The organism is Thalassobacter sp. HA4-2, from assembly GCF_055693705.1.
Map to the genome: position 1 here is coordinate 1022358 of NZ_JBVFUK010000001.1, position 11341 is coordinate 1033698.

Here is an 11341-nt window from a genome sequence, read left to right on the forward strand (position 1 = left end):
GCCCGTTTGCGGTGTACTCTCTTAAGCAAGCCGCCGCCTATCACAGTGATGTGAGCGGCCTTATACATTGAAGCCGCTCAGTGTGATGCAAATATCACATGCATCACGCACCGGGCGTCAGACCCGCCCCAGGGTTTTAGGAGGACCTGAATTTGAAACATGAAACAATCGCTGTCGCGCGCCGCCAGACGCTTGCCCCCGCTGCCATGCGCGGGTTGTGGGCGCTGGCCGTTGGTATCGTGCTGATGCTGGCACAGGCCCTGTCTGCCCATGCACGCGGCGCACCGGACAGCTTTGCCGATTTGGTGGATCAAGTCTCGGGCGCGGTGGTCAACATCACCACGGCCACAACGGTGGAACAGAACGGCGGCCCCCGTGTGCCCCGCGGCTCTCCGCTTGAAGAGTTCTTCGAGGAATTCAACCAACGCCCCGGCGCCCCCCAGCGGCCCCCCGCCGGTCCAGCGCCCTTGGGTCGGGCTTTGTGATCTCGGAGGATGGTTTTATCGTCACCAACAACCACGTGATCGAGGGCGCGGACGAGATCAACATCGAGTTCTTCTCGGGCCTTGAGTTGCCCGCAACGGTCATCGGCACGGATCCCAACACCGATATCGCCTTGCTGAAAGTCGAAAGCGATCAGCCCCTACCATTCGTCCCCTTCGGTGACAGTGCTGCCATGCGCGTGGGCGACTGGGTCGTGGCCATGGGCAACCCGCTTGGCCAGGGCTTCTCGGTCAGCGCCGGGATCGTGTCCGCCCGCGAACGCGCCCTGTCGGGCAGCTATGACGACTACATCCAGACCGACGCTGCGATCAACCGGGGTAACTCCGGCGGGCCGCTGTTCAATGTCGAGGGTGAGGTCATCGGCGTGAATACCGCGATCCTGTCGCCCACGGGTGGGTCCATCGGGATCGGCTTTGCCATGTCCTCGGCCGTGGTCACAAACGTAGTGGATCAGTTGCAGGAGTTTGGCGAAACCCGTCGCGGCTGGCTGGGCGTGCGCATCCAGGACGTGGATCAGGAACTGGCGGATGCCCTTGGACTGGCTTCGACCAATGGGGCGCTGGTGACGGATGTCCCCGATGGCCCCGCCAAGGATGCCGGGATCCAGGCCCGCGATGTGATCCTTGCCTTTGACGGGATCGAGATCGAAGACACGCGCGAGCTGGTGCGCATCGTGGGCAACGCCCCCGTGAATGCCACGGTCCGCGTGCGCCTGTTCCGCGACGGCGAAACCCAGACGATCCGCGTGACCTTGGGCCGCCGCGAAGAGGCAGAGCGTCCCGTGCCCGCCTCCGCCCCCGCCGACGAGGCGCCGATGCAGAACCAAACCGATCTGCTGGGCATGACCGTGGGTGTGTTGACCGACGATCTGCGCGAACAGCTCGGTCTGCCCGCCCGGTCCGAAGGGCTGGTGGTGATGGAAATCGACGAGGCGTCTGATGCCTTCGAGAAGGGCCTGCGCCGCGGTGACGTGATCACCGAGGCGGGCCAGGTCGCGATCGAGAGTGTCGAAGACCTGCAAACCCGCATCGAAGAGGCGCGGGACGCCGGACAGCGCAGCTTCCTTCTGCTGATCCGGCGGCAGGGCGAACCCCGGTTCGTAGCCCTGTCGTTGGGGTAAGCGCCCACACAGAATGACGTAAAGGCGTCCCCGAAAGGGGGCGCCTTTTCCTTTAGGTCAGACAGGTCACGGGGTCATGTCGGGATCAGTCTGTGGGCAAAAGGGCGATGTGCACATCTGTGCCGTCGGGCACCGGCGCCACCTGCCGCGCCAGATGCCCCGCCAGCGCATGGATGGAGGACAGCGTCGAAACCGCGATATTCTCCAGATCATAGGCTCCGCCCAGGACCGAAGGCACGACGAAGTGGTAGCTGTGCCCGGCAGGTGGCGCGCCGTGGTGGGCCAGGGCCTTGGCCGCAAGGGCCTTCATGTTCCAATCCGCGCTGAACTCCGCCACGTGCCAAGGCACGATGGGCAGGCCAAGGGGGCCGCACGACAGATCCTCGGGCGTGATGCGCCACAGGCCCGCGTCCGTATCCTCCACAATCAGATTGGCAAAGGGGCTGACGTGCAAAACCTGCGCGGCCTCCAGCCCGGTCCAGCCCCATGCGGCGGTGACCTGTGCGGCCACAAGGCTCAAGACAGATCGACCTTCAGCAGTCCCAGACGCTGTGCACCGGCAAGGCTGAGGATCCCACTGTCTAGGCCTTGGGGCGCTTGCCACGCCCGCACGGCGGCGCGGGTGCGGCTGTCGTAGACGCCGGAAATCGGGCCCGCGTAGATGTCCCGCGCCGCCAAGGCCCGTTGCAGTTGCTGGATCAGGGTCACGCGCCCCTCCAACCCGCAAGGAATTTCGAACCACAACTCGCGCCGTTCGCGCACGATCTGTTGGCGGGTCTCGGATTTGTAGATCGCAGGGGACAGGACGCGCCCGTCCGTGGCCAGCTCTGCGGGTTGCAGGATGATCTGGTCGGTGACGGTCTCGATGATCGCCGGGGTCACATCGCGCCCGAAACAGGCCCCGGGACGCGCGCCGGGGGGCACCTGTGTCGCGGTGGTGCGCAACAGGTCCGGCTCGCTCAGGCGGCTGACATCCGGGACGGGCAGGGGGCTACAGGCCGCCAAAAAGGCCGCCACCAAGGGGGTGGAAACGATAGGTCTGATCACTGCTCTGCCATCCGGTCTTGTGCCGTTTGTGCCAGTGTAGCCGAAACGGCGCGTCTTTGATAGCCCCGCCTGGCGCTAGGGTTGATCCGCCGCCCGGGCGATGTCGGGGGCAAAGTCTGGGGCCAGCAAGCGGTCCAGCAGGGGCGAGATATCCTCGATCTGTTCCGCGATCACATGGGTCACCTGGCCTTGGCGCTGCACAGGCCCCGTGACGCGCAGCAACCGCCCGGCGATCACCGCCCTGCGGAACCGCGCGTAGGTCTTGGCCCAGACGACCACGTTGCAGGTGCCCGTCTCGTCCTCAAGGGTGAGGAAGATCACCCCCTTGGCCGTGCCGGGGCGCTGGCGCACCAGCACCAGCCCCGCCACACAGATGCGCGCGCCCGCAGGGGCGTTGGTCACATGATCCGTGGGCAGGCAGGGGGGCGTGTGGCGGCGACGTGCATGGAAACAAAAGTAGAACATAAATTCGGATTCGCAAAGGCAATTGCCCCCGGCCCCCTGCGGGTCTACATCACAGGGCAACACTTAAAGGAGCATGGGCCATGGCCAAGATCACCTACATCGAACACAGCGGCAAGGAACACACCGTAGACGTGGCCAACGGCTTGACGGTCATGGAAGGCGCGCGCGACAACAACATCCCCGGCATCGAAGCAGATTGCGGCGGCGCCTGCGCCTGTTCCACCTGCCACGTCTATGTCCACCCCGATTGGGTCGAGAAACTGCCGGCCCGTGATCCCATGGAAGAAGACATGCTGGACTTCGCGTGGGAGGCGAACGAGCGGTCGCGGCTGACCTGCCAGGTCAAGGTCACGGACGCGCTGGACGGCCTTGTGGTGCAAATGCCCGAAAAGCAGATCTGATGCCAACGGGGGCGCCGCGTCTGCCATCCCGCCTATTGCGCGGATGTGCCCGCGGCGCGCTGCTGGCGGCGTGCCTGTGGCCGGCAGGCCCTGTGGCCGCCGACACCGCGCTGACCGTCACCGCGGCGCGGTTTGCGGATGCAACCACGCGCTATGGCCACCTCGTTCTGGGCAAGGATCACAACTGGGCCAGCCTTGTGGTGACGCTGTCAGACGGGACCCAGACCCGTGTCACATGGCCAAAGGGCACAGTGTTCGAAGACACCGCCCCCCGCCTCGTGGACATCACCGGCGATGGCGCGCCCGAGGTGCTGACCGTCGAGGCAGATGCCACCAAGGGCGCCCGCGTCGTGGTCTACGGGATGGCGGACGGCCAGCTTCAAAAGCTCACCGAAACCACGCCCGTGGGCCAAGGCAACCGCTGGTATGCGCCCGTGGGGGCGGCCGACCTTGACGGTGATGGCGCCATCGAGATCGCCTTTGTCGACCGCCCGCACTTGGCCAAGACCCTGCGCATCTGGCGCTACACCGGGGACGGCACGCGCCACGCCCTGACACAGGTTGCGCAGCTGCCGGGGGTCACGAACCACAGGATCGGCGAAGACTTCATCTCTGGCGGGATCCGCACGTGCGGGGGCGGCCAACCGCAGATCGTCCTGGCCTCGGCCAATTGGTCAGACCTGCGCGTGATCACACTCACCGATGGCACCCTTACAGCCAAAACCCAACCCGGCCCTGCGACCTCCGACACGTTCGCAGCCGCCCTGACCTGCGACTGACCGGGCTTCATTGGGTCTCAAATACGCCCGGGGGTCTGGGGGCAGAGCCCCCAGCGTCGCGATGCGGCGCAGCCGCAGCGCAAAACCTATTCCGCCTCAGCCTCGGGCTTTGGCCCCTCGACCGCCTCTTGGAACCGCTCGAAAAACTGATCGGCCATCTTGGTGGCGAAACTGTTGATCAGGCGGCTGCCCAGTTGCGCAATCTTGCCGCCGACCTTGGCCTCTACGACATAGGTCAGCTCCGTGCCGTCCTCGACCTCGGCCAGCACCACCTGCGCGCTGCCCTTGGCAAAGCCTGCCACACCGCCCTTGCCCTCGCCCGAGATGACGTAGCTTTCGGGGGCGACCACGTCGGACAGGTATACCTCGCCCTTGAAGGTGGCCTTCACGGGGCCGACCTTCTGCTTGACCACCGCGGCGAACCCGTCCTCTGGCGACCCGGTCAACGCTTCGCAGCCCGGGATGCAGGCCTGCAACGTCTCGGCATCGTTCAACTTGGCCCAGACGACCGCGCGGGGGGCGGCAATGGTGCGGGTTCCGTTCATTTCCATGGGCGTGATCCTAGGGTTGTTGCCTGTCCGTCTTACGCGGCTCTGGCGACCTGTCAACGTCGTAGGGAAGCACCCCGCGTACATTGGGGTCCAGACGCAACCGCCGCTCCAGCGGCGGGACGGAGCGTTGGTGGCACCCAACCCGTTCGCAGATCCGGCAGCTGATCCCGATGGGGTCAAACCCGCCCTTCAGGTCCATGCCGTCCGCATAGACCAACTGGCCCGCGTGGGCGACTTCGCAGCCCAGCCCAATGGCAAAGCGGCGCACGGGGGCGGTGAAACTGCCCCCCGATTTCGACACATCCCGGGCCAGGCAGAAATAGCGCACACCGTCCGGCGTCTCGGCCAACTGGCGCAGGAACCGGCCCGGGGTCTCGAACGCCCGGTGCACGTTCCACAGGGGGCAGGCCCCGCCGTAGCGGGCGAATTGCAGGCGTGTGGCCGAATGGCGCTTGGTGATCGTACCCGCCTGATCCACGCGCACAAAGAAGAACGGCACACCCTTGGCCCCCGGGCGCTGCAGGGTGGACAGGCGGTGGGCCACCTGTTCGATCGAGGCACCGAAGCGGTCGGCGAGGCGTTCGAGGTCGTGGCGCACCTCCTCTGCGGCGGATTTGAAGGCGCGATAGGGCATCAGGGCGGCCCCGGCGTAGTAGTTGGCAAGGCCGACCTTGGCGATGGCGCGGGCCTCTTCGGTCTGAAAACGGGCCAGATCGAGGGTCGCCTCCAGCAGGGCATCGGTGCCCAGAACCGCGAACTGGTGCAGCATCTGAAAGGTCTGGGTGGGTTTGTCCGCCCGCGCCGACAGGGTCAGGCGACGGTCCGCGAAATGGCGCAAGGGGGCATCATCGGCAAAGACCACCTCCAGGCCCATCTTCTCGAACTGCCGCAGCGCGCCTGCGTGGGCATCGGGGCCGATGGTGCGGGCGAAGGCCTCGGCGCTGCGGTCCACGGCGTCGATATAGTTGTCGCAGTAGTGGAAGAAGTCGCGCACCTCTTCCCATGGGCTTTGGCCAGCGGTGGTGCCAGAGCGGCCCAAGGCCTCGTCCATGGAGGCGAGGCGTTCGTTGGTCTGGCGGTAGGCGCGGTGCAATTCCAGAAAGGCGCGGGCGAACAGGGGCGCGTTGCCCGACACCAGCCGCAGGTCGGCCAAGGGGGGCGGGTCGGTGAACACCGGGTCGGCCAGCGCCTCGGCCAGGTCTGACGCCACCCGGTCCGCGTCACCCGTGGCCAGTTCGGTGACGTCGAACCCGAATTCCTGCGCCAAGGCCAGCACGACCGAGGTTGAGACAGGCCGGTTGTTGTTCTCCATCTGGTTCAGATAGGGCAGGGAGATGCCCAGTTTGGCGGCAAAGGCGGTCTGGGTCAGGCCAAGGCGGCTGCGCTGTTCGCGCAGTTTCGCCCCGGCATAGAGTTTGCGGACGGCCATAGCCCCCTCCTTTGCAGATTTGCAAAGAAGTTAGCAGTGTTTGCATCTAGCCGCTAGGGGCGCGCAGGCGGCGGTCCCGTCGGATGGTCAGCACGATCATGGCGACCCCGCACAGGGCCGAGGCCAGCATCAGCAGGACCAGCGGCAGGGACCCGTTCCCGGCGCGCAAGGCGACCCCGGCCAGCGCCGACAGGGCGGCCCCGCCCCCGATCATCAGCGCCCCGCCCAGGCCCGAGGCTGTGCCCGCAAGGTGGGGGCGCACGGACAACATGCCCGCCGTGGCGTTGGGGATCACCATGCCGTTGCCAAGGCCCACAAACACCATGAAGCCGAAGAACACCCAAGGCGACGACAGACCCGCCGCCGTGATCGCGGCCATGGCGGTCAGACCGCCCGCACACAGCACCGCGCCCGTCAGCACCATGCGGTTGACCCCCACGGATACGGAATACCGCCCCGACGCCCAGTTGCCTGCGAAATAGCCCACGGCGGGCGCACCGAAGGCGACCCCAAGGGCAAAGGGCGACAGGCCATAGACGACCTGTCCCACGTAGGGCGCGCCGCCGAGGTAGGCAAAGAACGCCCCCGAGGCAAAGGCCGACGACAGGGCGTAGCCCCAGAACCGGGGCGATGTCAGCAGCTCTGGGTATTCGCGGAACTGGGCGGCAAAGCTGGCGGATTTCGTCTGCGCCGTCTCGCCCAGATCCGCCCACGACAGGGCGAAGAGCCCCAGTCCGCAGGCCAGCAGCGCCCAGAATGACGCCTGCCAGCCAAAGGCCTGTTCCAGCGCGCCGCCAAAGGCCGGGCCGATCATGGGGACAATGGACATGCCCATGGTCACATAGCCGATCATGGAGGCCGCCTGCGCCTCTGGCACCATGTCGCGGACCACCGCGCGGGACAGGACCATGCAGGTCACGATTGCCGCTTGCCCCATGCGGAAGGCCAGAAAGACTTCGATGGTGGTTGCCATGAGGCAGCCCACCGTGGCCAGACAAAACAGCGCACAACCCCACAGGATCACCGGGCGGCGTCCATAGCGGTCGGATACGGGACCGACGATGATCTGCAAACCCGCGTTCACGACCAGATACAGTGCGACCGATAGCTGCACGACCGCATAGGGGGCGTCAAAATATGCCTCCATCGCCGGGAGGGAGGGCAGAAAGATATTCATGGACAGCGCCGAGATTCCCGCCAACAAAACAAGCGTCAGAATGTGCGGCGGGGTGGAGCGGTCCAGAAAGCGCACTGGTTTCAAGGTGTTCATGGGTCAGACCCTAGGCGGGCTGGTGCGGGGCGTCTATGGTCAAACTCTGCGCAGATGCACAAGGGATGTGCGTTGTTAGCAAATTTGCAATACGCTGGGTCTACTTGAACATGTATTTGCAAATTAGCCAGTTCGGTCTTTCGCACCTGCGGCATTGCCCCTAGGGTGCCGGGAACACGCACAAGGAGCCGCCCCATGAAAGATATCCTGACAGAATTGGAAGACCGTCGCGCCGCCGCCCGGGCCGGTGGGGGCGAAAAGCGGGTCGCAAGCCAGCACGCCAAAGGCAAGCTGACCGCGCGCGAACGGATCGACCTTTTGCTGGATGCCGACAGCTTTGAAGAGTTTGACATGTTCGTGTCGCACCGCTGTACGGATTTCGGGATGGAACAGAACAAACCCGCAGGCGACGGTGTCGTCACGGGCTGGGGCACGGTAAACGGGCGTCAGGTTTATGTGTTCAGTCAGGACTTCACGGTCATGGGCGGATCCGTGTCCGAAACCCACGGGGCCAAGATCTGCAAGATCATGGACATGGCGATGCAAAACGGCGCGCCCGTGATCGGGATCAACGATTCCGGCGGTGCGCGTATTCAGGAAGGGGTGTCGTCCCTGGCCGCTTATGGTGAGGTGTTCCAACGCAACATCGACGCCTCCGGCGTGGTGCCGCAGATCAGCCTGATCATGGGGCCCTGTGCGGGCGGTGCGGTGTATTCGCCCGCCATGACCGATTTCATCTTCATGGTGAAGGATTCCTCTTACATGTTCGTGACCGGCCCGGACGTGGTGAAAACCGTGACCAACGAACAAGTCACCGCCGAGGAGTTGGGCGGGGCGACCACCCACACCAAGAAATCCAGCGTGGCCGATGCGGCCTTTGAAAACGATGTGGAGGCGCTGGCCGAGACGCGCCGCCTGATCGACCTGCTGCCCCTGAACAACCGTGAAAAGCCGCCCGTGCGGCCGTTCTACGACGACCCGAACCGGATCGAGCCCAGCCTTGACACCTTGGTCCCCGACAACGCCAACACGCCCTACGACATGAAGGAATTGATCCTGAAGGTCGCGGACGAGGGCGATTTCTACGAAATTCAGGAAGACTTCGCCAAGAACATCATCACCGGCTTTATCCGGCTGGAAGGGCAGACCGTGGGGGTCGTGGCCAACCAGCCCATGGTGCTGGCGGGGTGTCTGGACATCGACAGCAGCCGCAAAGCCTCGCGCTTTGTGCGGTTCTGCGATGCGTTCGAAATTCCCCTGCTGACCCTGATCGACGTGCCCGGCTTCCTGCCCGGCACCACGCAGGAATATAACGGCGTGATCAAACACGGTGCGAAACTGCTGTTCGCCTATGGCGAGGCGACGGTGCCCAAGGTCACAGTCATCACCCGCAAAGCCTACGGCGGCGCTTACGTGGTGATGTCGTCCAAGCACCTGCAGGGGGACATCAACTACGCCTGGCCCACGTCCGAGATTGCGGTGATGGGGGCCAAGGGCGCGGTCGAGATCCTGTATCGGTCCGAGCTGGACGATCCCGAAAAGGTCGCCGCCCGGGTGGACGACTACGAAGACCGGTTCGCCAATCCCTTCGTGGCGGCTGAAAAGGGTTTCATCGACGAGGTGATCCAACCCCGCTCTACCCGCAAACGGGTCTGTCGCGCCTTTGCGGCCCTACGGGGCAAGCGGGCGCAGAAGCCGTGGAAAAAACACAACAATATACCTCTGTAAGCCATCATGGACGGCGTGGGCACAATCGGAAAGGTGATCCTTGGCGGCTTTGTCGCCGTGGTGATCTTTGTGTGGGCGGTGCCCATCGCGTTCTTTGCCCGCGGCGGCACGGTGGACGAGGCTGTGATGATTGTGGAAAACGCCACCAGCGGTCAGGCGGATATGGTCGTGTCCGGTGGCGTGACCTTCGAGGTGGTCGAGGCCGCGTGGACCCGGCAGGGTGTGGCATGGCGTGGCATGTTTGAGGTGTCCCCCGTGGACGGTGCCGCGCCGCAGGGGCAGGGCGCCTTGGCGGCCCTGTGTCAGCCGATCGTGGCGGACCGGGTCGCGGCCAGTTTTGCCATGGCCAGCGATGCGCCTATCTTTCGGGTGGATGTCAAACTGGCGTCGGATACGGGGCAGGCCGTGCCCGTCGCCGTGTCCGAGGGGCGCTGCGTGACGGATGTCCGCGATTTCCGCCCCACCTATGCCGGGGCCTTGGCGGGCTGGACGTTTCAAGCGATCAGCGAGGCGGACATGGGCGGGCAGGTGGCCCGGATCGCGTCTTTTTCCGCCCCCCGTCAGTCGGAGTTGCGGGTGGAGGATTTCGATTTTGACGCGGCCTGTGCGGCGCTGATGGCCGAGACGGACTGGCATCCCTTTGCCGCGCACCCGGACTTGCCCGCCCTGGACCGGAGCCAACCCCGTTTGCTGATGATCGGGGCAGGGGCCGTGGACGGAAGCGGTGATTTCCAGCGCGATCGCGCGATGTTTGTGGTGGAGGGTGACACATGCACCGCGCAATCCTGACATCCCTTTGTCTTGCTGCGGCCGCGCCTGTCGCGGCGGAGACTGCGCCCTCGGGCCAGCCCCTCGCCCTGTGGGAAGTGCGTTGGGAACGGGTGCAGGGCACCCAGGATGTGCAGTTGATCCTGCGCGCGCTGGCCCCGACCCTGGCCGATGTGGGCTATGACGCGGCGCAAGGGGATATGGCGTGGATCTGCGCGACACATGGCGTGGCGGTCACGGCCCTGCCTTACGCCAATGCGACTCAGGTCGTGGTTAATCTGGCAGACCGCCCCGTACCGCGTGGCAAGGCGGATCCAGAGGCAACACAGTTTTTCAGCGTCTACCGGATCGACGGCCAGACCTGTATTTCGGAGGATTTCTGATCATGGCACTAGATGTTGCGCCCCCCATGGGGCGGTCCCTGCCGTATGATGCAACCCCGCCACAGGTCAGCCCCCTTGGGCGGAAGCTGTATGTTTTCCGCAGTTTATACGCTAAGGTTAACGCTGATTGCCCCCAAGCAATCTATACCTACGGCGGGCCTGACGCACAGCGTTCGGGTCCGTTCAACTCGTCAAGGAGAGCAGCATGTCCAATGGCATCAAACTCGTTCTCGCTCTGGGCTTTGTCACTGTTGTGTCCGCTTGCGGCAACAGCCAGCAACCAGAAGAGATCGTTATCGTCGAGCCCGCACCCATCGCGGCAGAGCCGGTATATTCCAGCAAGTGGTAAGACCTTTGGTCTGACATTTGCGCGGTGGGCCTTTGGGCCCGCCGCACACCCCACCCCCACCGCCGGGTGGGCAGCATCATGCTGAAACACCGCGGGTTCCCGGGCCGTCTGCCCGGCACGGATTTTCAGTTCGTCATTCGCAGGCCCAATCCAAAGGGCGTGACCCCGCTGACCAAGCGGGAACGCTATCGCGACCGCCGCGCACCGGACCGCCGGGCCGATGAACATTTCATGGCGGCCCTGTGGGAACATTTCGGCACGGAACCGTTCGAGCGGGGCAACCTTGATGCGGGCCGCCTGTCGTGGCTGTTCGGGCGCGAGGTGATCGCGGCCGAGGATCCCTTCGATCCCGCCAGCTACGAGGCGTTGTTGCAGATCAATGAACCCATCGCGCGCGCGTCCTTTCCTGATGCGCTGTCGGGGCCCGGGGGCTTTGGTCATGAGCGCGGTCGGCAAGACACCGCTTGGGCCAGTGCCCATGCCTTCGCGGACGCGGATGGCGGTGGTATGCTGCGCCCAGAGCATACTCAGAGCAGGAAAAACAACA

Annotated in this window: 12 protein-coding genes and 2 pseudogenes; 8 read left to right on the forward strand and 6 right to left on the reverse strand. The window is 64.9% G+C overall.

From position 1 onward, the window contains the following. Nucleotides 1-206: 206 nt before the first annotated feature. Nucleotides 207-1624 (forward strand): annotated as a pseudogene (locus ACZ1G0_RS05250) (Do family serine endopeptidase). 85 nt (nt 1625-1709) lie between these two features. On the opposite strand, the gene ACZ1G0_RS05255 reads toward ACZ1G0_RS05250, so the two are convergent. The 3 genes from ACZ1G0_RS05255 to ACZ1G0_RS05265 form a co-directional block, all read right to left on the reverse strand. Further along, the gene (locus ACZ1G0_RS05255; RefSeq protein ID WP_472737769.1) at nt 1710-2135 is read right to left on the reverse strand and encodes a T6SS immunity protein Tdi1 domain-containing protein; all 426 of its coding nucleotides are present in this window, start codon (nt 2133-2135) and stop codon (nt 1710-1712) included. Between the two features lie 5 nt (nt 2136-2140). Next, entirely contained in the window at nt 2141-2671 is a 531-nt protein-coding gene (locus ACZ1G0_RS05260) for a peptidoglycan-binding domain-containing protein (protein ID WP_472735983.1), read from the reverse strand. A 75-nt stretch (nt 2672-2746) separates the two neighbouring features. Continuing rightward, the gene (locus tag ACZ1G0_RS05265) at nt 2747-3136 is read right to left on the reverse strand and encodes an OB-fold nucleic acid binding domain-containing protein (RefSeq protein WP_472735984.1); all 390 of its coding nucleotides are present in this window, start codon (nt 3134-3136) and stop codon (nt 2747-2749) included. Nucleotides 3137-3216: 80 nt separating this feature from the next. Here ACZ1G0_RS05265 and ACZ1G0_RS05270 point away from each other — a divergent pair, with 80 nt between their 5' ends. Then, nucleotides 3217-3537, forward strand: coding sequence for a 2Fe-2S iron-sulfur cluster-binding protein (locus ACZ1G0_RS05270; RefSeq protein WP_472735985.1), 321 nt, complete (start codon nt 3217-3219; stop codon nt 3535-3537). A 92-nt stretch (nt 3538-3629) separates the two neighbouring features. Then, complete coding sequence (locus ACZ1G0_RS05275) at nt 3630-4316, forward strand: FG-GAP repeat domain-containing protein (RefSeq protein WP_472735986.1); 687 nt, start codon at nt 3630-3632, stop codon at nt 4314-4316. Between the two features lie 86 nt (nt 4317-4402). On the opposite strand, the gene ACZ1G0_RS05280 is transcribed toward ACZ1G0_RS05275, so the two are convergent. From ACZ1G0_RS05280 to ACZ1G0_RS05290, 3 genes are read right to left on the reverse strand one after another with little or no spacing between them, the layout of a single operon-like run. Beyond that, nucleotides 4403-4867, reverse strand: coding sequence for a CoxG family protein (locus ACZ1G0_RS05280; protein WP_472735987.1), 465 nt, complete (start codon nt 4865-4867; stop codon nt 4403-4405). Nucleotides 4868-4877: 10 nt separating this feature from the next. Further along, nucleotides 4878-6296 (reverse strand): helix-turn-helix domain-containing protein, encoded by a 1419-nt coding sequence (locus ACZ1G0_RS05285; protein WP_472735988.1) that lies wholly within the window; start codon nt 6294-6296, stop codon nt 4878-4880. Between the two features lie 46 nt (nt 6297-6342). Then, complete coding sequence (locus ACZ1G0_RS05290) at nt 6343-7566, reverse strand: multidrug effflux MFS transporter (RefSeq protein ID WP_472735989.1); 1224 nt, start codon at nt 7564-7566, stop codon at nt 6343-6345. 195 nt (nt 7567-7761) lie between these two features. On the opposite strand from ACZ1G0_RS05290, the gene ACZ1G0_RS05295 reads away from it, so the two are divergent. The 5 genes and pseudogenes from ACZ1G0_RS05295 to ACZ1G0_RS05315 form a co-directional block, all read left to right on the forward strand. Beyond that, the gene (locus ACZ1G0_RS05295) at nt 7762-9294 is read left to right on the forward strand and encodes an acyl-CoA carboxylase subunit beta (protein WP_472735990.1); all 1533 of its coding nucleotides are present in this window, start codon (nt 7762-7764) and stop codon (nt 9292-9294) included. 6 nt (nt 9295-9300) lie between these two features. After that, nucleotides 9301-10083: a hypothetical protein gene (locus ACZ1G0_RS05300; protein WP_472735991.1), complete on the forward strand. Its 783-nt coding sequence runs from the start codon at nt 9301-9303 to the stop codon at nt 10081-10083. Beyond that, nucleotides 10065-10445, forward strand: coding sequence for a DUF6497 family protein (locus tag ACZ1G0_RS05305; protein WP_472735992.1), 381 nt, complete (start codon nt 10065-10067; stop codon nt 10443-10445). Before ACZ1G0_RS05300 ends, ACZ1G0_RS05305 begins: the two co-directional genes overlap by 19 nt. Nucleotides 10446-10650: 205 nt before the next feature. Beyond that, entirely contained in the window at nt 10651-10794 is a 144-nt protein-coding gene (locus ACZ1G0_RS05310) for a hypothetical protein (protein WP_472735993.1), read from the forward strand. 78 nt (nt 10795-10872) lie between these two features. Further along, nucleotides 10873-11217: pseudogene (locus ACZ1G0_RS05315) on the forward strand (hypothetical protein); the annotation flags it as partial. Between the last annotated feature and the right edge of the window lie 124 nt (nt 11218-11341).

What these genes read in the sequence shown, in the direction of transcription:
- ACZ1G0_RS05265 (WP_472735984.1), bottom strand. Translation starts at nt 3,136, where the DNA reads ATGTTCTACTTTTGTTTCCATGCACGTCGCCGCCACACGCCCCCCTGC.
- ACZ1G0_RS05270 (WP_472735985.1), top strand. Translation starts at nt 3,217, where the DNA reads ATGGCCAAGATCACCTACATCGAACACAGCGGCAAGGAACACACCGTA.
- ACZ1G0_RS05280 (WP_472735987.1), bottom strand. Translation starts at nt 4,867, where the DNA reads ATGGAAATGAACGGAACCCGCACCATTGCCGCCCCCCGCGCGGTCGTC.
- ACZ1G0_RS05285 (WP_472735988.1), bottom strand. Translation starts at nt 6,296, where the DNA reads ATGGCCGTCCGCAAACTCTATGCCGGGGCGAAACTGCGCGAACAGCGC.
- ACZ1G0_RS05290 (WP_472735989.1), bottom strand. Translation starts at nt 7,566, where the DNA reads ATGAACACCTTGAAACCAGTGCGCTTTCTGGACCGCTCCACCCCGCCG.
- ACZ1G0_RS05295 (WP_472735990.1), top strand. Translation starts at nt 7,762, where the DNA reads ATGAAAGATATCCTGACAGAATTGGAAGACCGTCGCGCCGCCGCCCGG.
- ACZ1G0_RS05300 (WP_472735991.1), top strand. Translation starts at nt 9,301, where the DNA reads ATGGACGGCGTGGGCACAATCGGAAAGGTGATCCTTGGCGGCTTTGTC.
- ACZ1G0_RS05305 (WP_472735992.1), top strand. Translation starts at nt 10,065, where the DNA reads ATGCACCGCGCAATCCTGACATCCCTTTGTCTTGCTGCGGCCGCGCCT.
- ACZ1G0_RS05310 (WP_472735993.1), top strand. Translation starts at nt 10,651, where the DNA reads ATGTCCAATGGCATCAAACTCGTTCTCGCTCTGGGCTTTGTCACTGTT.